This window comes from Pseudomonas taetrolens (assembly GCF_900475285.1).
Taxonomy (GTDB): Bacteria; Pseudomonadota; Gammaproteobacteria; order Pseudomonadales; family Pseudomonadaceae; genus Aquipseudomonas; species Aquipseudomonas taetrolens.
In genome coordinates this window covers 2,400,798-2,423,943 of sequence record NZ_LS483370.1, presented here as the reverse complement: position 1 = coordinate 2,423,943, position 23,146 = coordinate 2,400,798, and the positions used below count along the sequence as shown (strand labels likewise).

The window sequence follows — 23,146 nt, the reverse complement described above, 5'->3', positions numbered from 1 at the left end:
ATGGATGGCGACACATGCGAATTTCTTCTCTGACACTATTACTGGCCTCGGCCGTTCTTTGCTCGTCTGCGCTCGGACAAGTCCATGAAGTCAAGATGCTCACCCGCAGTGCTCACGCGGGCATGGTGTATGAGCCGGACTACCTGCAGATTGCCCCCGGTGATACGGTCAAATTCATCCCGACCCAGAGCGGTCACAACGCCGCCAGCCTGCCGGACGTGCTGCCTGAAGGCGCACAGGCGTTCAAGGGCCAGATCAACCAGGAGACAGAGCAGACCTTTGCCGTCCCGGGCCTCTACGGCATCCAGTGCATTCCACACCTGGCAATGGGCATGGTGATGTTGATCCAGGTCGGCGCACCTTCAGCGACAGCCCCTGTGTTGCCTGCCACGCTGCCCAAGCGTACGCTGGATCGCCTGAACCTTGCCCTTCAGTCCCGCCAGGTCGCGAAATGACTGCCGTTGCCAGCCGTTCCGCGCTGTTGATTGCTCTTGTCAGCCCGATGGTCATGGCCGACTCCGACCAGTCCAGCGCCAACGGTTTTATCGAAGACAGCACCTGGAGCGTGCTCAATCGCACGGTCTACGACAGTCGTAAATATCGCCACGGCGACCGTAACGGTGCTGCACGCAATGCTTACAAGCCTCGCTCAGAGCGCAATGACGCCGCCGAAGAATGGGCCTACGGCCTGATGGGCACCTGGCAGTCGGGTTTTACCCAGGGCTTGATCGGGGCAGGCGTCGATGCCCACGCCTACCTCGGGCTCAAGCTGGACAGCGGTGGTGGCCGGGCCGGCAAAGCGCGCTTGCTCAGTCTGGATAATGACGGTCACCCCAAGGACAATTACAGCCGAGGGGGCGCCGCGTTAAAGCTGCGCATCTCTTCAACCGTTGTCTCTTACGGCGAACAGCGGGTGAAAACACCGGTGTTCAGCTCATCTGACAGCCGATTACTGCCAGAAACAGCGACCGGTGTGTTCCTCACCAGCAACGAGTTCAACCACCTGAAGATGGTTGCCGGGCATTTCACCGAGAGCACCGACCGCAACGCCAGCAGCCATAACCAGGGCTTTGCGGTGAACTACTCGAATGCGCTCAAGGGCGATGCATTCGACCTTGCCGGGCTGGTGTACACCCCTGACAAGCACCTCAGCGCCAGCCTTTATAGCTCGCGCTATGAAGACACCTGGAACCAGCATTACCTGGGCGGCACCTTCAGCCACGCCATTGACGATAACCGTTCACTGACATTCAACCTCAACCTTTATCGCACCACGGATGAAGGCAAGGCACTGTCAGGACGCATCGACAACACCACCTGGAGTTTGCTGAGCACCTATGCCCAAGGCCCGCACAGCTTCAGCCTGGGTTATCAGAAAGTTCACGGTGACACCCCGTTCGACTACGTGACCCGCGGCGCCATTTTCATCAGTAACGCACTGCAATTGTCTGACTTCAACGCACCCAACGAGCAATCGTGGCAAGCACGCTACGACCTTGCAATGACGCCCTGGGGCATGCCGGGCCTGATCTTGAGCGCGGCTTATGTGCGCGGCAGCCAGATTGACGGCAGCCATGTGGACCCACGGGGCGGTTATGCCTATCTGGGTTACGGAAAAGGAGGCAAGCACTGGGAGCGGGATCTGGAAGCGCGCTATGTGGTACAGAGCGGTGCCGCCAAGGGCGCGGTCGTGTCGTTGCGACACAACGTACATCGGGGGAACACAGCTCAGGCAGAGCTGGACACGGATCAGATCCGCCTGGCCGTCGAATACCCGTTGAGTGGACGGTTCTGACCTGTCAGGCGACTGGCAGGCGGTATTCCATGTGGGTGGTTTGCCATACCGGATCGGTTTCCACATCAACCACCGTAAACCCCTGCCGCCCCCAGAACTCAATGGCGCCGGGCAGAAACGGATGAGTGTGCAGATACATCACTTCAACCCCGATGTCGGCAGCCAGCGCTTGCACTGCACGGTACAGCGCTCGCGCCAACCCCGCACGACGGTATTCGGGCAGCACAAACAGGCGTACGACCTCCACCACCCTGGCGCCACGATAATCGAGCTGCGCAAAGCGCCGGTCGTAGGGTAGATAGCCGATAGAGCCGATTATCCGGCTGTTTTCAACGGCGATCAGAAAACGCCCCTCGCCCTCCAGGTACACCTGGCGAAAATCAGCCAGGTCAGCCGGCAAGCCCCCGGCGCTTAGCGCCGGGAACAGTCCGGCCCGGGCCTGCATGACAAAGTCCAGAACATCAGGAACCTCGGCAGCCGTCACTGCACGGATAGTGTGCAGGCCCATGTCCGGTTGACCGGTCAGTGCATGGCACCGTGGTCATGGTGGTGCATGGGCATGCTGTTGAGGGCACGGGCCTTGGCCGTGACTTCGATCGACTCTTTCTCGCCCTTGGCATTTTCCACCACCAGCGTCAGCGGCACATCCTGGCCATCCTTGATCTGCCCGACCAGGTCCATCAACATCACGTGATAACCCTCAGGGTCAATGTTGACGGTCTTGCCGGCCGGCAACGCCACGGAGGCCACTGACTTCATGCTCATGACGTCGTTTTCCATGGTTGATTGATGGATTTGCACCGTTCCGGCAACCGGGGATTTGACGTCGATCAGCTTGCTGTCGGTGGTCGAGGTGATGTGCATGAACGCACCGCTCGAGGGCTGTCCGGCGACCGTTGCACGGACCCAGGCATCCTCTACCACTGTTTGTGCAGAAACCTGCAGGCTCATGCCCAGCAACGACAGCAACAGGTATTTAACAGGCTTCATGGTTTTGTCTCTCGCAAGGTAGGCGTTGATTAGCAGACCGACATCACGGTCAGCAGGTCTTCGGTGCACTGTTTGGCCGAGAGCGAGGGCGAGAGGCCCAGGCGCAACACACCGCGGGAATCAAAGACGAAACTGGTCGCGGTGTGGGACATCGTGTACGAGGACCCGGTCGGGATCTTTTCGTAGAACACCTTGAACTCTTTAGCCGTTGCCGCGGTTTCTTCCAATGTACCGGACAGGGCAATAAAGCTCGGGTCGAAGGCTTTGACGTAGGCATCGAGCATGGCCGGCTTGTCGCGTTCAGGATCGACGGTGATAAACACCACCTGCAGCCGGTCACCGTCCGGGCCCATCATCTTCTTGATCTGCGCGGCACGGGCCAGCGCCGTCGGACACACGGCCGGGCACTGGGTGAAACCGAAGAAAATCATCGGCATCATGCCGCGGAAGCTGCCAAGCATCATTTCGTTGCCTTCGGCATCCCTGAGCTTGAACTTGCGGCCCAGGATTTCGTTGCTCAAATCTTTACCGTACTTGTACGACAAACCACTGCTTGGATCGCAACCGGCGAGCAGACCGAGACTGAGCAAGCCAAGACCTGCCACGACGTGGCGGCGAGTCAGTAATTCATTCATGGAAGGTTCCTTTAAGCGGCCCTGCTCCGAAGAGAAAGCCTTTGCCCTGCGCACTGTGTGGCAGGTGTGTACGTGTCTTGATCAATGGCTGGCCATTTCAAGAACGCACGATTGCTGTGGGGTCACGCGTTTCATGGGCGCTGAATTTACCACTCTCCCCCCGTGTGCGCACGGCGAGTGCGCCCCAAACCAGTGCGCTTATAGGCGGTCAGCCAGTAAAACCGGGCGACACAGCGCCGCTGCGACAAATTGCCTCAGCCCGGTGTTGCAATGGAGGGCGTCCTGAAACAGGCAGATCAGAGGATCCGGTACAACAGTCGCTCGATGCGAACCCGGCTGACCCGTCGCAAGAACCTGGCCACTGCTGGCGGATAGTCGACCAGTGTTTCCAGATCCTTGAAACTGCTGATGCGCTGGGTATGGACAAAAATGGCCTCCAGCTCCTTGCTCCGCGGCTCCAGCAGTTCACGCCGCGGGTCATCGATCAACAGACCGTTTTCCAGATCAAGCCGGAAGGCCCGCGGATTCAGGTTGTTGCCGGTCAATAACGTGTAGCGATCATCCACCCACATACCTTTAAGGTGATAGGTGTTGTCGCCGTCACGCCACAGGTGCAGGTTCAGCAAACCGCTGTCGATCATGCGCTGATGACGTTTGGCAAAACGGCGCAAGCTCAGCTCATACAGATACGGCAACGCCGCGATCACTTTGAAGGGTTCGCTCGGCGGGATGTAGAAGTCATTGGCCGTCTTGTCACCGACCACGATATCGATTTTCACCCCGCGTTCCAGGGCCCGATTGATCTCACGGGTCACCGGTAACGGCAGGTTGAAGTACGGCGTGCAAATGGTCAGTTGTTGCTGGGCACTGGCAATCAGCTCACAAATCACCCGGCTCAGCGGGTTGTTCTTGCCCACGCCCAACAGCGGGCTGACTGACAGGCCAAAGTGCCCAACCGTACCGCCGTGGGTGTCATAGCTGGCTTTTTTCAGGCGGCTGCGCAAATCGCCGATGGCACTGCGCAAGCTGCGGGTGCTGGGCAGCGAAGGCAGATCAAGGCGGTGCACAGCCTTGGTGGCGAGCAGGTTTTCCTGGATGAAACCCTGCATCGAATCCGCCAGCGCCTTGTTTTGCAGCACGTGGTAGCGGTCGAAACGGTATTTGTCGAACTTGTGCAGGTACACGTTGTTCAGGCTGGCACCGCTGTAGATGACGCAATCGTCAACGATAAAGCCTTTAAGGTGCAGCACCCCGAACAGTTCCCGGGTTTGCACCGGCACGCCATAGATCGGCACTTCGGTATCGTGGGCTGCGGTTTGCGCCTGGTACCAGGCCGCGTTGCCCGGCTGTTTGCCAGCACCGATCAACCCGCGCTGGGCGCGCAGCCAGTCAACCAGTACAACGATTTCCAGTTCAGGTCGTGCTGCCTTGGCCGCGTGCAGGGCATCGAGGATTTCCTGCCCGGCTTCGTCCTGTTGCAGATACAAAGCCACCAGCGTGATGCGATGACGGGCACCGGCAATTTTTTCCAGCAGGCAACGACGGAACTCGGCCGCACCGGACAAGATGCCAAAGGCATCGGCGGACAACGGAAAGCTGCGTAATTTGGGCAACAAGGAACGCTTGAAGAACGACGGCATAGGGCTCGCTAAGGGTCGAATGCGAAGAGCCCGAAAGCTTACACGATTTTTGCGCGGGCTTGCTCGTGATGAAGGTTGCGCGGCAACCATGCTGTCACGAGCAGGCGCGAGGTTTACAGTGGCGCTGAGCCTGCCGCCGGGCTCAACGCCCACACACGGGCGATATCCCGCGCCCGATCAGTGAGCAATTGCGCGGTCCGGATACAGGCTTCTTCGAGGGTCATCGGGCCACTGGTCAAGGCAAACGCTGCATTGACCCCGTGTTCGTACATGCTTTGATAGCCCTCACCGAGCGTGCCGGCCAGGACGATAACCGGTACGCCCTGCTGCTGTGCAATCCGCGCCACCCCAAAAGGCGTTTTACCGCGCAGGGTTTGCGCGTCGAATCGTCCTTCGCCGGTGATCACCAGATCGGCCCCTTTGACGGCGTCCGCCAGCCCGACCAGTTCGGCAACCACCTCCACACCCGCCCGGAATTGCGCACCAAAAAACGCCTTCGCAGCAAAACCGAGGCCTCCGGCGGCACCCGATCCCGGCTCTTGACGTACATCCCTGGGTAAAACCCGCGCACAGTGATCGGCAAAGTGACCCAGCGCTCGGTCGAGCTCAAGCACCTGCTCGGGAGACGCGCCTTTTTGCGGACCGAAAATCGCCGAAGCACCGTGGTCGCCACACAGCGGGTTGTTGACGTCGGCGGCGATTTCAAAGCGTACGTCGGCCAAGCGCGTATCCAGGCCTGCCAGTTCAATGCGCGCCACCTTGGCCAGGGCCAGGCCACCACGCGCCAGGGCGTTGCCTTGATCATCGAACAGCCCCAGGCCCAGCGCCTGCAGCGCACCCGCGCCAGCATCGTTGGTGGCACTGCCGCCGATGGCCAGGATAATGCGTTGCGCGCCTTCGTCGAGCGCCGCCTTGATCAACTGGCCGGTTCCGAATGTGCTGCTGGTGCACGCATCACGCTGCCCCGGGGCCACCAGTTGCAAGCCGCTGGCTTCAGCCATTTCGATGATGGCTGTGCGGCTGTCAGGCAACCAGCCCCAATGCGCGTCAACCGGAGTGCCCAGTGGCCCCTGCACCTGATGACGGCGCAGTTGGCCATTTCCCGCGGTGACAATTGCCTCGACCGTGCCTTCGCCGCCATCGGCCATCGGACATTTGACCAGGTGCGCACCGGGCAATGCTTCGGCCAATCCTTCAGCAATGGCATCGGCCACCTTTAGGGCGCTCAGGCTGTCTTTGAACGAGTCGGGGGCAATCACGATTTTCATGGGCGAGTCTCCAGTTCTTATGCTGTCCATGCTGCCAGTAACCACCGCCAAACACGCCAGTCTGGTGCACAAGCATTCACGGGGTTTGTTGTTCATTGTTACAAGACTGCCGGACTGAAGGGCTCCGACGCCTCCCCCTGTTCGCCCAAAGCCCGAAACTGCGGACTTAATGGGTTCTACGGCTGCATGGGCAACAACTGCACCCCCAGGTACAACGCGAGCATGCCATTGAGGCTCAGCGGATCGACGCCACTTAACTCAGCGATACGTTCCATGCGGTAACGCAGGCTGTTGCGATGAATACCCAGGGCATCGGCGCAGGCCTGACTTTGACCATCGTGTTCACACCAGCTGCGCAGGGTTGCGATCAATTGGCCGTTGCTGTCCTTGGCCACGACTTTGTGCAAGGGCCCGAGCAACTCTTCAAGCGCATCATCATTGCGATGGCGCCACAGCATCACGGGCAACCGGTAGCGATCGAGGGGCAGCAGGCGTGCCTGGGGCAACACATCTCGACCATAGGCCAGCAAGTCTCCAACCCGCCGATAGCAACGGCGCAAACCTTTAAGGGCATCGGCCTGCCCGCCCGCGGCAATACGCAACACGTGCCAGCCCTGCGCATCCAGCTTTTCGAGCAAGCGCAGATCGTCAAGGGCGGCAGTTGCAGGTCGACACCAGAGCAATGAAGCGGTCGCCGGGGTCACGCACCAACTGTCCGGATAGCGCGATTGCAGCCAGGTACTCAAGGCTTCGGCACTGTGCCCCTTGCCCAACTCAAACAGGTACGGAATCCGTGACAGCTGCGGCTTGAGCCCCAGCTGCTGGGCTTCGTCGATCAGCCGCGGGGAATCCCCGCCTTCGCTCAGCAACAAGGCCACCAGATCGTCGCAGCGTTGTCGCCGCCACTGTTGTTCGGCCTGCTGATAACGCTGCCCGACCAGCATTTCTGCGGTCATGCGCACCAGTTCGGCGTAAGTGCGCAGCGCTTCGGGATCGCCGGTGAGCCCCAGCACGCCAATCAACCGCTGATCGAGGAGCAGCGGCAAGTTGATGCCGGGCTGCACGCCTTTCAGGCATTTGGCGGTCTGTACGTCGATCTCCACCACCCGCCCGTTGCTCAGCACCAACTGCGCCCCCTCATGCCGGGTGTTGATGCGGTCGGGCTCACCGCTGCCCAGAATCAAGCCCTGGCTGTCCATGACATTCACGTTGTACGGCAAGATGGCCATCGCGCGATCAACGATGTCCTGCGCCAAATCATGATCCAGTTCAAACATAGGGTGTCTATCCTTGGAGGCATTTGTTCACGAGCACAGGCAACCCGGGCAAAAGCTGTGCAGCAGCACAAAGACAGCAGCGCCGGTGTGACCGAGACTCACGCAGCGATCAACGTTAACTCCGGATCGCCAGAAAACATAATAAAGAGAGACATAGAATGTCACATAGCGCGAACACGCCACTGATAAGCGATGACGATAAAAACGCCATCTACAAGCGCATCACCCTTCGATTGATCCCCTTCATTTTCATCTGCTATCTGTTTAATTACCTTGACCGGGTAAACGTTGGCTTCGCCAAGCTACAGATGCTCGACGCGTTGAAATTCAGCGAAACCGTCTATGGCCTGGGTGCCGGAATTTTCTTCATCGGTTACGTGCTGTGCGGCGTGCCGAGCAATCTGGCGCTGACCCGATTCGGCCCGCGACGCTGGATCGCGGTGATGATGATCACCTGGGGCCTACTGTCGACCTGCCTGATGTTCGTCACGACACCCACTCAGTTCTATACCTTGCGCCTGCTGACCGGCGCGGCCGAAGCCGGTTTCTTTCCGGGTGTGGTGCTGTATCTCTCGCAGTGGTTCCCGACGTTCCGTCGCGGTCGCATCATGGCGCTGTTCATGTCGGCCATTCCAGTGTCTGGACTGATCGGCGGCCCATTCTCTGGCTGGATCCTCAATCACTTTGCCGCAGGCCAGGGTGGCCTTGCGGGCTGGCAGTGGATGTTTTTGCTGCAGGGTCTGCCCACAGTCCTGCTGGGTGGCCTGGCGATCTTCTTGCTCAGCGATAATTTTGCCAACGCCAAATGGCTCGGCGCGCATGAGCGTGCCGTGCTGGAAGCCGATCACCGGCTGGATACCGACCGCAAGCCGGCAACCACCAGCGACTCGCTGGGGGCGGTGTTCACAAATCCGGCGATCTGGGCGTTTGGCCTGATCTATTTCTGCATCCAGAGCGGCGTGTACGCGATCAACTTCTGGCTGCCATCGATCATCAAGAACCTGGGTTTCAGCGATAACCTGGTGATTGGCTGGATCAGCGCGATCCCCTATTTGCTGGCAGCGGTGTTCATGTTGCTGGTGGGGCGTTCAGCAGACTTGCGTAAAGAACGCCGTTGGCATTTGGTGGTACCGATGTTGATGGGCGCCGCGGGCCTGGTGATTGCCGTGAACTTCGCCACCCAGCCGGCCATCGCGATCATGGGGCTGACCCTGGCCACCATGGGCGCGCTGACAGGCTTGCCGATGTTCTGGCCAGTCCCGACCGCCATGCTCAGCGCCGGTGCGGCTGCAGGCGGCCTGGCAATCATCAATTCAATGGGGCAAATGGCCGGCTTCCTGAGCCCGTATCTGGTGGGTTTTGTGAAAGACGCTACCGGCTCGACCGACGTGGCCCTGTACATGTTGGCCGGTGTCATTGTCGGCGGCAGCCTGTTGGCATTGCACATGACCAAGGGCATCCGCCACGCATGAGGTGACACACGCTCATCGTCGTTTCCGCAAGCGACGTCCGATTGCCAGACACGCGCAAGTCCCGGGCCTTCGTTTCATCTGAAACGCTTTGCCATGGGACTTTGCGCAGGCTGCGCTGCCGGACGTAGCCTTCGGCAACATCTACGCGCTACACATTCCGATTTGCCCTACAGCACTCTGAGCCTCAAGCTACGCACTTCTAATAATCAAAATGCGTGTTTCAACGAGGCTGTTGTGTCTAAAGGTATTGTCTTATCGGTTCTGGCATCGAGCCTGTTCGGTGTCATGTATTACTTCACATCCCTGCTCTGGCCCTTGAGTGGTGAAGAGATCTTCGGCTGGCGGATGCTTCTGACCTTGCCCTGCATGACCCTGTTCATGTGTTTCTCAGGCGACTGGCGACGGGTACCCGTGATTTTCTCCCGTGTGCGTCAGCAACCCGCCCTGTGCGGCGTGCTGATCGTGTCCAGTGCGCTGGTCGGGGTGCAACTGTGGCTGTTCCTGTGGGCGCCGCTCAACGGGCACAGCCTCGATGTATCGCTGGGGTATTTTCTGTTGCCGCTGACCATGCTCGTGACCGGGCGCCTGGTGTATGGCGAACATTTGTCCCATCTGCAAAAAATCGCCGCAACGCTGGCCATCCTCGGCGTCGCTAACGAGGTCTATCGGGTCGCAGGCTTCTCCTGGACCACGCTGGTCGTCGCCATCGGCTATCCCCTGTATTTCGTACTGCGCAAGCGGGCAAGCACTGACAACCTGGGCGGACTATGGATCGACATGCTGTTATTGCTGCCGATTGCCTGGTGGTTTGTGCAAAGTGGCGAGCAAGGGTTTGATGTGGCCAGCCATCGACCTGCGTTATACGCGTTGATTCCGTTGTTGGGCGCCATCAGCGCGCTGGCCTTGATCAGCTACATCCTGGCCAGCCGGATGCTGGCATTCAGCCTGTTCGGCTTGCTGAGCTATGTCGAGCCGGTATTGCTGGTCTTTGTGGCATTGCTGTTGGGCGAAAGTATCAGCGCGGGCCAATGGCTGACCTATCTTCCTATCTGGCTGGCGGTAATGGTGCTGGCGTTTGAGGGATTCAAACACCTGGTACGTCAACGCCGACCTGTATAGCGCTGCGCTGAAACAGAATGTGCAGCAGGCGCTGAGCGGCTTCGCCCCCCGCTCCCGCCCTTGCAGCCTCCTGCGGAGCTACCGTTGATCTTTTTTTCATCCAGCACGAACGCCTGTTTAAAACGGCTTTGGCCCAGTATTTGCTAGGAGAATTTAAGGCTGATGGTTTTTGCCAAGAGTTTAGGCCAACTAATTGGTTTAAAAGACATTTGCCAACGACCCCCAAGAGCCTCAAGCTATGTACCCACTCTAAATGAGTAACGTAGTAGATCCATTGAGGTTGTCGTGTCTAAAGGCATTGTTCTATCGATTTTAGCTTCCTGCTTGTTCGGCGTTCTGTATTACTTCACTTCCCTTCTTTGGCCCCTTGATGGCCAGGAAATCTTCGGCTGGCGAATACTCATTTCGCTGCCCTTCATGACACTCTTTATCTTTCTTTCAGGCGACTGGAAATGGGTCCCCCTCATATTTCAGCGTTTGCGCCAAACCCCCCTCTTGATCCCGTGCGTCATGCTCACCAGCTTTCTGGTCGGCCTGCAGCTGTGGATGTTTATGTGGGGACCGCTGAACGGGCATGGTCTTGATGTGTCGCTGGGTTACTTCCTGCTGCCACTGACGATGATTCTTACCGGTCGTATCGTTTACGGCGAACACCTGTCGCACCTGCAGAAAATAGCCACCGCACTCGCCGTCATCGGTGTAGCAAACGAACTGTATCGCACAGGCGGTTTCTCCTGGACCACGCTGGTCGTCGCCATTGGTTATCCAATGTACTTCGTACTGCGCAAAAAGATCGGCATCGACAATCTGGGCGGCCTGTGGCTGGACATGCTGTTGATGGTGCCAGTGGCCTTGCTGTTCGTACTGGCAGGCGGTCACAACAACCTGGGTGAACAGCGCGAAGCTTTGTACGCGCTGGTACCATTGATGGGCATCATCAGTGCGGCTGCGGGCTTTGCCTATATCCTGGCCAGTCGCCTGCTGCCGTTCAGCCTGTTCGGTCTGCTCAGCTACGTGGAGCCCGTGCTGTTGGTAGCCGTCGCCCTGTTACTGGGCGACAGCCTCGAAGAAGGCCAGTGGCTGACCTACGGCCCGATCTGGCTCGCCGTTGGCGTGCTGGTCATCGAAGGCTTGAAGCATGTAAGCCGTCAACGCCGCTCGATGTGATTCAAGCCGGTAACCACAGTCTGAAACGAGCACCGCCCAAAGGTGACTGCTCAATATTCAAGGTGCCGCCCTGGGCTTCCAGGGCGCGTCGACTGATAGCCAGTCCCAGCCCAAAGCCTCCTGTCGCCCGGTCGCGACTGCGGTCCAGCCGATAGAACGGCTCGAAGACGCGCTCGCGCTCTTGCTCGGGAATGCCGATACCATCGTCATCCACGCACACCTCACACCCCTGCGCGGTGACCTTGACTTCCACCTGGATGCGCCGCTCGCAGTAACGCATGGCATTGCGCAGCAAGTTTTGCAGGGCGCGGGCAGTCAGCCGCGGGTCCAGGGCAAAACGTTGCTGGGCGCCCTCCAGTCGCACGTCGAGCACGATCTCCGGGGCTTCGAGCTCTTCATCAAAACTGCCGAGGATACTGTCGACAAATTCGTCCAGTGCCACCTCTACCCGATCAGGAACCAACGCCGGGTTTTGCAGGCGACTGAACGAAAGCAACTCAAGCACCAGTTCATCCAGTTCTCGAATATGTCCGACCAGCACCTGCAAGCGCTCACGACTGGCCTCGGGCAAGTCGTCGCACATGACCAGTGCCAGGCCAAAATCCAGTCGGGTCAGAGGGGTACGCAGTTCGTGGGATACCGCATTGAGCAAGTCACGCTGCTGATTGAGCAGGTTTTCAACGTCTTGCGCCATGGTGTCAAACACCGTAGCCAGCCCGTGGATGTTGGAACTGCGCGGTATCTGGGTCCGCACACTCAGCTCTCCATGCCCGATCCGTTCGGCCGTGCGCTTGAGTCGCTCCAGATCCCGCCAGTGCGGGCGCAACCACAGCAACAGACCACCCAGCAAGGCTGCACCGATCAGTACGTTGATACTCCAGTACAGCACGTTCATGTCGAACGGGTCAGGCGGCATGACCAGCTCAATGGCCTGATTCCCGTCAAGCGGCGATACCACCCGCGTCCGCCAGCCCCATTCGCCGATGCGTAATACACCCTGCCCTTGCTGTAACTGGCGCTGCTCATCGGCCGTGAACCTGGGATCGGCAATGGGCAACAAATTAACCCGCAACGGCGAGAACTGAGCGTCGAGATCCCGCGCAAGGCCGGGCCACTGCTCGGCCGGCAACGGCTGGAACTGTTTCACCAGCAGGGTCTGCATCCCGCGGGACATGTCGACGTTGTAGCTCATGAAGCGGTCGTGGAACAGGGCCACAATCAACTCGGGAACCACATAAATGGCGGCACCAAAGGTGACTATCGTGACCAGATACAGTCGAATCAGTAGCTTGAACATGGGGCTAGCATTCCCATTCCGAGCGACTGAACAGGTAACCCTTGCCCCACACGGTCTTGATCTTGCGCGCTTCGCCGGCGCAGTCATCGAATTTGCGCCGCAACTTGGAGATCGCCACGTCTACCGAGCGGTCGGTACCATTGAACTCAATACCGCGCAATCGCTGCAGGATCTGATCGCGGCTCAACACTTCACCGGCATGCCGGGCCAGTACCACCAGCAGGTTGTACTCACCGCTGGACAATTCGATGGCTTGTCCGCGCCAGGTCACGGTACGTTCCGACAGGTCGATGCACAGGTTGCCGATCAGGATCCTGTCGCTGGCCACTTGCGGTTCACTGAGGCTGCTGCGGCGCAACAAGGTGCGAACGCGGGCTAACAGCACCCGTGGATCGCAAGGTTTTGTCACATAATCATCGGCCCCCATCTCTAGCCCCAGCACCTGATCATGACTATCGTCGCGTGCAGTCAACATCAGGATCGGCAGGCTTGCAGAGTCGGCCCGCAAAAGCCTGCAGACTTGCAAACCATCCAGTCCTGGCAACATCAGGTCAAGAATCACCAGGTCCGGCGGGGTGTTTCGTGCCCTGTCCCGTACCTGATCACCCCGGGCTATCACGCTCACTTGATAGCCATTGCGCTCCAGGTAGCTGGCAATCAGTTCCGAAAGTGCGACGTCATCTTCGACCAGCAAAATAGTGGGCATAATAAATGGTTACAACCGGGGGAAAACCCGAAGGATATACAACCTGATGCGAATAGGAGCGCATCCTTCACACTTTTTAACATACCTCCTACATAGCTTCACAACGCCTCTTGCGTGCTGCGCTTAGCATGCCAAGAACTTTTAAGAAACAACCTGCATATTCAGAAGGCATGATCGTTGAAAAAGCTCTTCGCCCCGCTATGTCTTACAGCGTTGGCACTGACCATCAGTGCCTGCGACAAAAGCCCCGTGGCTGAAACCAAGCCTCCCTTGGTCAAGGTCCGAACCGAAGTGGTTGCCTCCGCCCCCGTGTCCATCAGCAATGAGTTGAGCGGGCGGGTCGTCGCACCTCGGGTCGCGCAAGTCAGTGCACGGGTCGCGGGTGTCGTCCTCAAGCGCGTGTTTGCCGAAGGCAGCGAAGTCAAACAAGGCGATGTGCTGTTTTTGATCGATCCCGCCCCCCTCAAGGCTGAGCTGGACAGTTCGCTGGCTGCACTGCGCAAGGCGCAGGCGCTGGCAAAGCAGGCCAGGCTGCAAGACCAGCGCTATGGCGAGCTGATTCAAATCAACGCGATCAGCCGTCAGGAGTACGACAACGCACGCGCTGTCGCTCAGCAAACCAGCGCCGATGTCGCCGCCAACGAGGCTGAGGTTCAACGGGCACGCCTGAACCTAGGCTATGCCACCGTTACCGCCCCCATCTCCGGGCGTATCGGCCGGGCGCTGGTCACAGAAGGTGCGCTGGTCGGCCAGGGTGAAGTGACCGCATTGGCGCGGATCCAGCAACTGGACCCCATTCATGTCGACCTGACGCAGTCCACCCGTGACCTGGATAACCTGCGCGAATCATTCCGTGCCGGCGAGTTGCAGCAAGTGGGTAAAAATCAGGCCAAGGCCACGTTGATCCGTGACAACGGCAACCTCTATCCGCTGCCCGGCAAGCTTCTGTTCACGGATATCAGTGTGGACCCGAGCACCGGCCAGATCATCGTGCGCAGTGAATTCCCCAATCCCGACTATGACTTGCTGCCTGGCAGCTTTGTGCGTGTACGTGTGGAACAGGCCCTCAATAAACAGGGGATCACCGTGCCGCAACGGGCGATCTTGCGCGACAGCGCGGGCATCGCCCAGGTGCTGTTGCTCGATGCCGAGAACCGGGTCAAGCAACAGCCGGTGCAACTGGGCAACGTGTTGAATGACCGCTGGATCGTCAATGCAGGGCTGAAGGCCGGCGACCGCATCGTTGTCGAGGGCCTGCAGCACGCTCGCCCCGGTGAATACGTGCAGATCGATGACCCGACCCTTCCCCTCGCACATTCCACGGATCAGTGAGCATGCCGCAGTTCTTTATCGACCGCCCGATCTTCGCCTGGGTCGTTGCACTATTCATTCTGCTGGCGGGAGCATTGGCTATCCCGCAGTTGCCAGTGGCCAAATATCCGGTGGTTGCACCGCCACAAGTTGAAATCTACGCCGTCTACCCCGGCGCATCCGCACAGACCCTGGATGAAAGCGTTGTCAGCCTGATCGAGCAAGAGCTCAACGGCACCGATGGCCTGCTGTACTTTGAATCCCAGAGCAGCCTTGGCAGCGCCACCATCACCGCCACCTTCAAACCGGGCATCGATCCCGAAATGGCCCAGGTCGATGTGCAGAACCGCCTTAAAACCGTGGAATCGCGCCTGCCCCAAGCGGTCATGCAGCAAGGTTTGCAGGTCGAGAAAGTGTCGTCGGGCTTCTTGATGCTGGTGACCCTGACGGCCAATGACAGCCCGCTCGATGAAACTGCACTCAGCGATTACCTTGCGCGCAATGTCATGAATGAGATCAAACGCATCGAAGGTGTCGGCAAGGCGCAATTGTATGGCGCCGAACGTGCGATGCGGATCTGGATCAATCCACAGAAGCTGATTGGTTTCAACCTGACACCCGCCGACGTCAGCCAGGCCATTGCCAGTCAAAACGCCCAGGTCTCCGCAGGCAGCATCGGCGACTTGCCGGGGCGCCCGACCCAGGAAATTACCGCTACCGTCCTGGTCAAAGGCCAGCTTTCGACGCCGCAAGAGTTTGCCGAAATTGTCCTGCGTGCCAACCCGGATGGTTCCACAGTGCGCATTGGCGACGTGGCACGGGTCGAAATCGGCAGTCAGGAATACCAGTACGGCACACGCCTGAATGGCAAGGCGGCCAGTGCTTTCAGTGTCAAGCTGGCCCCCGAGGCGAATGCCTTGAGCACGGGCAACCTGATCCGCGCCAAAATGGATGAGCTGAGCCGCTACTTCCCGTCGGGGGTTGAATACAGCATCCCTTACGACACAACACCTTTCGTCAAAGTCTCCATCACCAAGGTGATCTACACCCTGGTCGAAGCCATGGTGCTGGTATTTGCCGTCATGTTCCTGTTCTTGCAGAACGTGCGCTACACCCTGATCCCGACCCTGGTGGTGCCGGTTGCCCTGATGGGAACCTTTGCGGTCATGTTGGTGCTGGGGTTCTCAATCAACGTGCTGACCATGTTCGGCATGGTGCTGGCCATCGGGATTCTGGTGGACGATGCCATTGTGGTGGTGGAGAACGTCGAGCGGATCATGGTTGCCGAGGGGCTTTCTCCCCGTGAAGCCACGCGCAAAGCGATGACCCAGATCAGTGGCGCAATCATCGGCATTACCTTGGTGCTGGTGGCCGTATTTATTCCGATGGCCTTTATGCCCGGCTCGGTCGGGGTGATTTATCAGCAGTTCTCGCTGTCGATGGCCACTTCGATTCTGTTCTCGGCATTCCTCGCGCTGTCGCTGACCCCGGCGCTGTGCGCCACCCTGCTCAAGCCCATCGCCAAAGGCGAACATCATGCCAAGGGCGGCTTTTTTGGCTGGTTCAACCAGCGCTTCGAGCAACTCTCGCAAGGCTATGAGCACTGGGTGGTGCACCTGATCAAGCGCAGCGGGCGTTACCTGCTGGTGTACGGAGTGTTGCTGCTGATACTGGTGCTGTGCTTTGCCCGTCTGCCCTCCTCCTTCTTGCCGGTGGAAGACCAGGGTTACACCATCACCGACATTCAGTTGCCGCCCGGAGCCAGCCAGGCACGCACCATCAAGGTGGCCGAGCAGATCGAGGCACACAATGCCGCTGAACCCGGTGTCGGCAACACCACGATGATTCTCGGCTTCAGCTTTTCGGGGAACGGGCAAAACGCCGCGCTGGCCTTTACCACCCTTAAGGACTGGTCGGATCGTGGCGCAAAAGACTCGGCCTCAGCCATTGCTGAACGGGCCAATACGGCCTTTGGCGAGCTCAAGGACGCGATTGCCTTTGCCATCCTGCCGCCCCCGGTCAGCGGCCTGGGTACCTCCAGCGGATTTGAGTTCCGCTTGCAGGACCGTGGCAGCGTTGGCTATGACGCGCTGATGCAGGCCCGCACCGAATTGCTGGCCCTGGCCGAGAAAAGCCCGGTCCTGGCCAATGTGCGTGAAAGTGCACTGGCCGAAAGCCCGCAAGTACAGCTCGAAGTGGATCGCAAGCGCGCCAATGCATTGGGCGTTTCGTTTGCCGACATCGGAAATGTACTGTCCACCGCCGTGGGTTCGGCCTATGTGAATGACTTCCCGAACCTGGGGCGCATGCAGCGGGTCGTGGTCCAGGCCGAGGGGGATCAGCGCAGTCAGGTCGAAGACTTGCTGAAGATCAATGTGCGCAACAACCTTGGAAAAATGGTACCGCTGTCGGCCTTTGTCGAAGCCCGCTGGATTCAAGGTCCGTCACAGCTTTCACGCTATAACGGCTATCCTGCGATCAGCATCTCCGGTGAGTCGGCGCCCGGCCATAGCACCGGCGAGGCCATGATTGAAGTGCAGCGCCTGGTCGATCAATTGCCGGCCGGCCTGGGCCTTGAATGGACCGGTCTCTCGCTGCAGGAAAAACTCTCGGGGGCGCAGGCGCCGATTCTGCTGGGCCTGTCGCTGCTGATTGTGTTCCTGTGCCTCGCAGCACTCTATGAGAGCTGGTCAATCCCTACGGCGGTATTGCTTGTCGTTCCGCTGGGGGTGCTGGGTGCTGTGCTGGCCGTGACGTTCCGCGGTATGCCCAACGATGTGTTCTTCAAGGTAGGACTGATTACCATTATCGGGTTGTCGGCGAAGAACGCCATTCTGATCATCGAATTCGCCAAGACCCTTTACGACGAAGGTCATGATCTGGTGGACGCCACGGTACAGGCGGCGCGCTTGCGTCTACGGCCCATTGTGATGACATCCCTGGCCTTCATTCTCGGCGTATTGCCGCTGGCCATGGCCACTGGCGCCAGCTCGGCCAGCCAGCAAGCCATCGGTACCGGCGTGATCGGAGGCATGATCGTCGCCACCCTGGCCGTCGTGTTTGTGCCTGTGTTCTTTGTCGTGGTGATGAGACTGGTGAACAGACCATCGCCAAAGCCATGAGCCGTTGTTGTAGATGCTAAGGTTCTGTAGACCTTTTCTTTACAGGAACTGTTTATGCCGCACCTTGCTCGTACTCATCCGCGCCTGACGGTCGCCACCCTGCTGGGGGTGGCAATCGGGGTCTTTGCGCCCGCTGCGACGCTCACCACCAAGTTTTTGCTGGGATGGAACGCAGGTGTCTGGCTGTACCTGATACTCACCCTGTGGCTGGTGATGCGATCCAAGGCCTGCGACGTCAAGCGCACCGCTGAAATAGAGGATGAAAATGCCGGCCTGGTGCTGTTTACCGTCAGCATTGCGGCGATTGCCAGCCTCGCAGCCATCATGCTCGAGCTGTCCGCAGGGAAGCTCAATGCTGGCGACCGCTTGGTGCATTACAGCTTTACCGGCCTGACCGTCGTGGGATCGTGGCTGATGATCGGGGTTATTTTCGGCCTGCACTATGCGCGGCTGTTCTATAACAACCCGGGTACGGAGCCGGCCTTGCGCTTTCCGGAGGGGGAACTTGATCCGAACTATTGGGATTTCATGTACTTCTCATTCACCTTGAGCGTTGCGGTGCAAACCTCGGATGTCTGTATCGCCACCCGCGAGCTGCGCAAAGTGGTGCTGGCGCATTCGTTATTGGGGTTTTTATTCAATACCGCGGTGCTGGGGTTCTCGATCAATATCGCCGCAGGCTTGTTTTAGGCCAAAAAAAACGGCAACCCGAGGGTTGCCGTTTTTTTTGTACTGCCAGGCTTAATCGGTGCTCAGCACACCACGACGAACCTGGTCACGCTCAATGGATTCGAACAGCGCCTTGAAGTTGCCTTCGCCAAAGCCGTCATCGCCCTTGCGCTGGATAAACTCGAAGAATACCGGCCCCATAAGGGTTTCCGAGAAGATCTGCAACAGCAAGCGCTTGTCACCGGACTCGGAAGAACCGTCCAGCAGAATGCCACGAGACTGAAGCTCGCCCACCGGCTCACCGTGATTGGGCAGGCGGCCTTCAAGCATTTCATAGTAGGTGTCTGGTGGCGCGGTCATGAAACGCATGCCGATTTTCTTCAGCGCGTCCCAGGTCTTGAGCAAGTCATCACTGAGGAACGCAACGTGCTGGATGCCTTCGCCGTTGAACTGCATCAGGAACTCTTCGATCTGCCCTGCACCCTTCGACGACTCTTCGTTCAAGGGAATTCGGATCATGCCATCCGGGGCGGTCATCGCCTTGGATGTCAGACCCGTGTACTCGCCCTTGATATCGAAATAACGAATCTCGCGGAAGTTGAACAGTTTTTCGTAGAAGTTGGCCCAATAGGCCATACGTCCGCGATACACGTTATGCGTCAGGTGGTCGATGATCTTCAAGCCTGCGCCCACCGGGTGGCGATCGACACCCTCGATAAACACAAAGTCGATGTCGTAGATCGAGCTGCCTTCGCCGTAACGGTCAATCAAGTACAGCGGCGCGCCGCCAATGCCCTTGATGGCTGGCAGATTGAGTTCCATCGGACCGGTCGGAATTTCAATCGGTTGTGCGCCCAGCTCCAGTGCACGGGAATAGGCCTGTTGTGCGTTGCGCACGCGAAAGGCCATGCCGCACACAGACGGGCCGTGTTCCGCTGCAAAATAAGAAGCGACGCTGTTCGGCTCGTTATTGAGGATCAGATTGATCTCGCCCTGACGGTAAAGATGCACGTCTTTGGAGCGATGGGTGGCAACCTTGGTGAAACCCATTATTTCAAAAATAGGTTCAAGGGTATTGGGTACAGGGGACGCGAATTCGATGAATTCAAAGCCCATCAGGCCCATAGGGTTTTCGTATAGATCGGCCATTTTGGCGCCTCATCATGGTCATTTTTAGAGTTAACAGACGGTTACTTGCTAAGAATGCCGAGGCTTGCGGGCGGCGCGCAGGAAATCCCGCGTACACTGCGCGCAAGGAAATCGCCGTAGATCAATTGGAACCCGAATATCTTCATTTCGACCCATCTCGTACGCGGTGGGGCTTCTGCTTGCAGAAGTCATTATTCTTGTATGCGTAAGCCGATTCTACATGGCGTAATCATGTTTGTCTCAGCACCGTGTGAAATAGCCTGTCCCGATGCTAGCCTTGCATGACCCTTTTGCTGAAGCCCTCTCTTGCATGGTCAGGATCCTGAATGCCTCTCACGTTAAAAATGAGCCGTAAATTGACTGATCGCTACGCATTGATCGTGCTTAGCGGGTTACTGCCAATCGTGCTGGGCATCTTCATTCTTTATTGGCAAGCCAACCGTTCCCTCGAATCAGTGGCCACCCGAACCGCCGAAGAGGCCGTTCGACAATTTGATTTGATGTTAAACAATGCCGTGCTGTCTGCCGACATCGTCTTGCCAATGGCAGGCCAGGATTGCCATCAGGTTGAGCTGGCCTTGCGTGACCAGGTAACACGCAGACCTTTCGTTCGCTCAGTCAACCTGGTGTGGGACAACCAGATTTACTGCACCTCCCTGTTCGGAGAGTTTAAAGAAGCGGTCAACCCGAAGAATTACACCAACGGTACCTTGTGGCTGATGGAAGGCAATACGGTCACACCCGACGAACCGTTGCTGGTTTACCGCAAGCAAAAGGGCAAGAGCAGCGTGCTGGTCAGCCTTTATGGCTTTCACCTGGTAAACGTTCTGGGTCTGATCAACCAGAAAACCCGGTTATTGATTCAAGTGGGAGATGCCTGGGTTGATCGATACGGCAAAGTGCAGAACGTTCCGCTGCCGCACTATCCGGTTGGCCAAAGTTCCGTGGCCTCGCCTCAATTTCCTTACCGTGTTGTAGCGGGTTTTGGCAAGGATGAAGTCTGGCGCTCTATCTGGTTTGAATACCCCGGATTACTGGGGTTGCTGGTATTCCTGGGCTTAATGTCCGCGACGACTGTCCATTGGCTTAAAAAGCGTTCCTCTTCACCGACCCATGAATTACAGCGCGGTCTGGACGCAGGCGAGTTTATTCCCTACTTCCAGCCGGTCGTGCTGAGTGAAACCAAACAATGGGCGGGAGCCGAAGTATTGATGCGCTGGCAACACCCTAAAGAAGGGCTGGTGCGCCCGGACTTGTTTATTCCTTTCGCAGAACATTCGGGATTGATCGTGCCCATGACACGGTCGCTCATGGCGCAAACGGCCCTGTTGCTGGCGCCTCACGCCAACAGCATGGAGCCCGGTTTTCACATGGCCTTCAATATCACGGCCCGTCATTGTCAAAGTCTTGAACTGGTGGAAGATTGCCGGGACTTTTTACAGGCATTCCCGCCAGGGCATATCCGTCTTGTACTGGAACTCACCGAGCGCGAATTAATCGTGCCAAGTGCGGCCACCCATGCCCTGTTTGCAGCGCTGCACGGCCTGGGCGTCATGATTGCCATAGATGACTTCGGTACGGGCCATTCAAGCTTGAGTTACTTGCGCGAATTTAACGTCGATTATTTGAAAATCGATAAAAGCTTCGTCGCCATGATCGGTGTCGATGCGCTGTCCCGGCATATTCTAGACAGCATCATCGAGCTCAGTGCCAAGCTGGACCTGGGCATCGTGGCTGAAGGTGTGGAGACCGAGGAGCAAAGCCGCTACCTGACGCTGCAAGGGGTCAAGTTTTTACAAGGTTATCTATTTGCCCGTCCTTTAACCGCAACCGACTTCATCACCTCATTACAGGCGCGCCCGGCAACCGCCGATCACCTATAAACGGAATACAGGTTTGTATCGACGTAAAACGGATGTTTTTTAACATCGGTGAGTGGCCCGACATTGGCAATACGGTATTTAGCTATTACAATTTTTTTGACTGTTTGGCCATGCCTGAATATTGTGTATAAGAAACCTTCGTGTGGGCTGAACGCATTAACTGTCGCACTGTCTATTGCGTGTAATTCAATCATCGCTAATTCGCTTCGGTTCCGACAACCAAGCCTACGAATGGAGTAATGACTTTGTCCAGACTTGCTGAATTTCGTGCTGCTGAGAAAGCGCTTCAAGAACAGATGGCACAGCTGGAAGCGCTGAAAAATGACGCGGGCTTGAAAAAGGAAATCGAGTTCGAACAAAAACTGCAAGGACTGATGAAATCCTATGGCAAGAACCTGAGGGATATTATTGCCATTCTGGATCCAAAGCCCACTGCCTCGAAGATGACGGCCGCCCCAAAACAGCGCAAGGCGCGGGTATTGAAGGTTTACCAGAATCCTCACACCGGTGAACTAATCGAAACTAAAGGTGGTAATCACCGCGGCTTGAAAGCCTGGAAAGAAGAGTACGGCGCTCAGACAGTAGATACTTGGCTACGCCGCTGAAACAGCACCGCTAAAAGCCCTGGCTCTGCCGGGCTTTTTTAGCGGTGAAGTTGCACTCGATGCAGTCTCTGCGCACAGGCATAACGGCGCAAACTGATATAACAGCATTCACTGGTGTTATCCGTTCCCTCGCTCCCGCCTGAAATCCGCGGTAACGGCGGACAGCCTGTTTATACAGCCGTCCGGCATTTTCGATTAAGACCAGGCCCGGCTTGCCCGCCATTATTAACCTCTCGGCGGAAACACCACTGGGACGGCACGGATTCACATATTTTTCACACGCCAGGTAACAGGATGAATGCAGCTAAAGGACTAGCGCCCCATGCCCGCTTCGGCGGGCTTCTTTTTGCCTGTAATTTGACACAAACCCCACAGTGTCAAATATCGGTCAGCCACCATCCATCCCCGCTGATTGGAAAAACAGGTTTGGCGCCGGGCGCCGGGTTCCGTATCATTCTTCCATCACGCTCATTGCAGCGATTGACCACACACTTGTCATTTCGGAGGGGCCATGAGCCTGCAGGATCTGAATACATTCCCCGGTGTTACTGCTGAACCAGATAGCGCTACCCAAAATTTCGTCTTCAACCACACCATGTTGCGCGTCAAGGACATCACCAAGTCCCTGGACTTTTACACACGGGTGCTGGGCTTTTCGCTGGTAGAAAAGCGCGACTTCCCTGACGCCGAGTTCAGCCTGTACTTCCTGGCCCTGGTCGACAAGGCGCAAATCCCGGCAGACGACGCCGCTCGCACTCTATGGATGAAGTCGATTCCAGGCATCCTTGAGCTGACCCATAACCATGGTTCGGAAACTGACGACAGCGTGGTCTACCACAACGGCAACACCGACCCGCGCGGCTTTGGTCACATCTGCATTTCGGTACCGGACATTCGTGCTGCCTGCGAACGCTTTGAAGCACTGGGCGTTGATTTCCAGAAGCGCTTAAACGATGGCCGCATGAAGTCGTTGGCCTTTGTCAAAGATCCTGATGGTTACTGGGTCGAAATCATTCAGCCGCAACCGATGTAAAAATCGAA

20 protein-coding genes are annotated in these 23,146 nt (G+C 57.7%); 11 read left to right on the top strand and 9 right to left on the bottom strand.

Annotation, left to right across the window (positions count from 1 at the left end; genetic code table 11):
* Positions 1 to 14: 14 nt before the first annotated feature.
* Entirely contained in the window at positions 15 to 455 is a 441-nt protein-coding gene (locus DQN55_RS11095; protein ID WP_048379942.1) for a pseudoazurin, read from the top strand.
* On the top strand, positions 452 to 1,795 hold the full coding sequence (locus DQN55_RS11090) for an OprD family porin (protein ID WP_048379944.1): 1,344 nt from the start codon (positions 452 to 454) through the stop codon (positions 1,793 to 1,795). Before DQN55_RS11095 ends, DQN55_RS11090 begins: the two co-directional genes overlap by 4 nt.
* Positions 1,796 to 1,799: 4 nt before the next feature.
* Here the strand turns inward: DQN55_RS11090 and DQN55_RS11085 are convergent, their stop codons facing one another.
* The 6 genes from DQN55_RS11085 to DQN55_RS11060 all read right to left on the bottom strand — a co-directional run bounded on the left by DQN55_RS11085 (position 1,800) and on the right by DQN55_RS11060 (position 7,605).
* Positions 1,800 to 2,303, bottom strand: a complete 504-nt coding sequence (locus DQN55_RS11085; RefSeq protein ID WP_048379946.1) for a GNAT family N-acetyltransferase — start codon at positions 2,301 to 2,303, stop codon at positions 1,800 to 1,802.
* Between the two features lie 14 nt (positions 2,304 to 2,317).
* Positions 2,318 to 2,785, bottom strand: coding sequence for a copper chaperone PCu(A)C (locus DQN55_RS11080; RefSeq protein ID WP_048379948.1), 468 nt, complete (start codon positions 2,783 to 2,785; stop codon positions 2,318 to 2,320).
* A gap of 29 nt (positions 2,786 to 2,814) precedes the next feature.
* On the bottom strand, positions 2,815 to 3,420 hold the full coding sequence (locus tag DQN55_RS11075; protein WP_048379949.1) for an SCO family protein: 606 nt from the start codon (positions 3,418 to 3,420) through the stop codon (positions 2,815 to 2,817).
* Between the two features lie 296 nt (positions 3,421 to 3,716).
* Complete coding sequence (pssA, locus tag DQN55_RS11070; protein WP_048379952.1) at positions 3,717 to 5,060, bottom strand: CDP-diacylglycerol--serine O-phosphatidyltransferase; 1,344 nt, start codon at positions 5,058 to 5,060, stop codon at positions 3,717 to 3,719.
* A 113-nt stretch (positions 5,061 to 5,173) separates the two neighbouring features.
* Positions 5,174 to 6,328 carry a glycerate kinase gene (locus DQN55_RS11065; protein ID WP_048379961.1) on the bottom strand — a complete coding sequence of 385 codons (1,155 nt, stop codon included), beginning with the start codon at positions 6,326 to 6,328 and terminating at the stop codon, positions 5,174 to 5,176.
* 176 nt (positions 6,329 to 6,504) lie between these two features.
* Entirely contained in the window at positions 6,505 to 7,605 is a 1,101-nt protein-coding gene (locus tag DQN55_RS11060; protein WP_048379962.1) for a sugar diacid recognition domain-containing protein, read from the bottom strand.
* Positions 7,606 to 7,763: 158 nt separating this feature from the next.
* Here DQN55_RS11060 and DQN55_RS11055 point away from each other — a divergent pair, with 158 nt between their 5' ends.
* From DQN55_RS11055 to rarD (DQN55_RS11045), 3 genes are all read left to right on the top strand, one after another.
* Positions 7,764 to 9,077, top strand: a complete 1,314-nt coding sequence (locus tag DQN55_RS11055; RefSeq protein WP_048379967.1) for an MFS transporter — start codon at positions 7,764 to 7,766, stop codon at positions 9,075 to 9,077.
* 234 nt (positions 9,078 to 9,311) lie between these two features.
* On the top strand, positions 9,312 to 10,196 hold the full coding sequence (gene rarD / locus DQN55_RS11050; protein ID WP_048379969.1) for an EamA family transporter RarD: 885 nt from the start codon (positions 9,312 to 9,314) through the stop codon (positions 10,194 to 10,196).
* A gap of 285 nt (positions 10,197 to 10,481) precedes the next feature.
* Positions 10,482 to 11,363 (top strand): EamA family transporter RarD, encoded by an 882-nt coding sequence (gene rarD / locus DQN55_RS11045; protein WP_048379971.1) that lies wholly within the window; start codon positions 10,482 to 10,484, stop codon positions 11,361 to 11,363.
* A gap of 1 nt (position 11,364) precedes the next feature.
* On the opposite strand, the gene DQN55_RS11040 is transcribed toward rarD (DQN55_RS11045), so the two are convergent.
* Positions 11,365 to 12,660, bottom strand: a complete 1,296-nt coding sequence (locus tag DQN55_RS11040) for an ATP-binding protein (protein WP_048379973.1) — start codon at positions 12,658 to 12,660, stop codon at positions 11,365 to 11,367.
* Between the two features lie 4 nt (positions 12,661 to 12,664).
* A complete protein-coding gene (locus DQN55_RS11035; RefSeq protein ID WP_048379975.1) occupies positions 12,665 to 13,366 on the bottom strand; it encodes a response regulator in 702 nt (233 codons plus the stop codon).
* A 177-nt stretch (positions 13,367 to 13,543) separates the two neighbouring features.
* On the opposite strand from DQN55_RS11035, the gene DQN55_RS11030 reads away from it, so the two are divergent.
* The 3 genes from DQN55_RS11030 to DQN55_RS11020 are packed head-to-tail and all read left to right on the top strand — an operon-like array spanning position 13,544 to position 18,489.
* Positions 13,544 to 14,698, top strand: coding sequence for an efflux RND transporter periplasmic adaptor subunit (locus tag DQN55_RS11030; RefSeq protein ID WP_048379977.1), 1,155 nt, complete (start codon positions 13,544 to 13,546; stop codon positions 14,696 to 14,698).
* Between the two features lie 2 nt (positions 14,699 to 14,700).
* A complete protein-coding gene (locus tag DQN55_RS11025; RefSeq protein ID WP_048379979.1) occupies positions 14,701 to 17,799 on the top strand; it encodes an efflux RND transporter permease subunit in 3,099 nt (1,032 codons plus the stop codon).
* A 54-nt stretch (positions 17,800 to 17,853) separates the two neighbouring features.
* Positions 17,854 to 18,489, top strand: coding sequence for a DUF1345 domain-containing protein (locus tag DQN55_RS11020; protein WP_048379981.1), 636 nt, complete (start codon positions 17,854 to 17,856; stop codon positions 18,487 to 18,489).
* A 51-nt stretch (positions 18,490 to 18,540) separates the two neighbouring features.
* On the opposite strand, the gene hppD is transcribed toward DQN55_RS11020, so the two are convergent.
* Complete coding sequence (gene hppD, locus DQN55_RS11015) at positions 18,541 to 19,617, bottom strand: 4-hydroxyphenylpyruvate dioxygenase (RefSeq protein WP_048379983.1); 1,077 nt, start codon at positions 19,615 to 19,617, stop codon at positions 18,541 to 18,543.
* 326 nt (positions 19,618 to 19,943) lie between these two features.
* On the opposite strand from hppD, the gene DQN55_RS11010 reads away from it, so the two are divergent.
* The 3 genes from DQN55_RS11010 to gloA all read left to right on the top strand — a co-directional run bounded on the left by DQN55_RS11010 (position 19,944) and on the right by gloA (position 23,138).
* The gene (locus tag DQN55_RS11010; protein ID WP_048379985.1) at positions 19,944 to 21,500 is read left to right on the top strand and encodes an EAL domain-containing protein; all 1,557 of its coding nucleotides are present in this window, start codon (positions 19,944 to 19,946) and stop codon (positions 21,498 to 21,500) included.
* A gap of 245 nt (positions 21,501 to 21,745) precedes the next feature.
* Positions 21,746 to 22,105 (top strand): histone-like nucleoid-structuring protein, MvaT/MvaU family, encoded by a 360-nt coding sequence (locus DQN55_RS11005; protein ID WP_048380656.1) that lies wholly within the window; start codon positions 21,746 to 21,748, stop codon positions 22,103 to 22,105.
* A gap of 511 nt (positions 22,106 to 22,616) precedes the next feature.
* Positions 22,617 to 23,138, top strand: coding sequence for a lactoylglutathione lyase (gene gloA / locus DQN55_RS11000; RefSeq protein WP_048379987.1), 522 nt, complete (start codon positions 22,617 to 22,619; stop codon positions 23,136 to 23,138).
* The last annotated feature ends 8 nt before the right edge of the window (positions 23,139 to 23,146 follow it).

Excerpts from the sequence above, each read along its gene's own strand:
- DQN55_RS11095 (WP_048379942.1), top strand. The coding sequence starts at position 15 with ATGCGAATTTCTTCTCTGACACTATTACTGGCCTCGGCCGTTCTTTGC.
- DQN55_RS11090 (WP_048379944.1), top strand. The coding sequence starts at position 452 with ATGACTGCCGTTGCCAGCCGTTCCGCGCTGTTGATTGCTCTTGTCAGC.
- DQN55_RS11085 (WP_048379946.1), bottom strand. The coding sequence starts at position 2,303 with ATGGGCCTGCACACTATCCGTGCAGTGACGGCTGCCGAGGTTCCTGAT.
- DQN55_RS11080 (WP_048379948.1), bottom strand. The coding sequence starts at position 2,785 with ATGAAGCCTGTTAAATACCTGTTGCTGTCGTTGCTGGGCATGAGCCTG.
- DQN55_RS11075 (WP_048379949.1), bottom strand. The coding sequence starts at position 3,420 with ATGAATGAATTACTGACTCGCCGCCACGTCGTGGCAGGTCTTGGCTTG.
- pssA (WP_048379952.1), bottom strand. The coding sequence starts at position 5,060 with ATGCCGTCGTTCTTCAAGCGTTCCTTGTTGCCCAAATTACGCAGCTTT.
- DQN55_RS11065 (WP_048379961.1), bottom strand. The coding sequence starts at position 6,328 with ATGAAAATCGTGATTGCCCCCGACTCGTTCAAAGACAGCCTGAGCGCC.
- DQN55_RS11060 (WP_048379962.1), bottom strand. The coding sequence starts at position 7,605 with ATGTTTGAACTGGATCATGATTTGGCGCAGGACATCGTTGATCGCGCG.
- DQN55_RS11055 (WP_048379967.1), top strand. The coding sequence starts at position 7,764 with ATGTCACATAGCGCGAACACGCCACTGATAAGCGATGACGATAAAAAC.
- DQN55_RS11040 (WP_048379973.1), bottom strand. The coding sequence starts at position 12,660 with ATGTTCAAGCTACTGATTCGACTGTATCTGGTCACGATAGTCACCTTT.
- DQN55_RS11035 (WP_048379975.1), bottom strand. The coding sequence starts at position 13,366 with ATGCCCACTATTTTGCTGGTCGAAGATGACGTCGCACTTTCGGAACTG.
- DQN55_RS11025 (WP_048379979.1), top strand. The coding sequence starts at position 14,701 with ATGCCGCAGTTCTTTATCGACCGCCCGATCTTCGCCTGGGTCGTTGCA.
- DQN55_RS11020 (WP_048379981.1), top strand. The coding sequence starts at position 17,854 with ATGCCGCACCTTGCTCGTACTCATCCGCGCCTGACGGTCGCCACCCTG.
- hppD (WP_048379983.1), bottom strand. The coding sequence starts at position 19,617 with ATGGCCGATCTATACGAAAACCCTATGGGCCTGATGGGCTTTGAATTC.
- DQN55_RS11010 (WP_048379985.1), top strand. The coding sequence starts at position 19,944 with ATGCCTCTCACGTTAAAAATGAGCCGTAAATTGACTGATCGCTACGCA.
- gloA (WP_048379987.1), top strand. The coding sequence starts at position 22,617 with ATGAGCCTGCAGGATCTGAATACATTCCCCGGTGTTACTGCTGAACCA.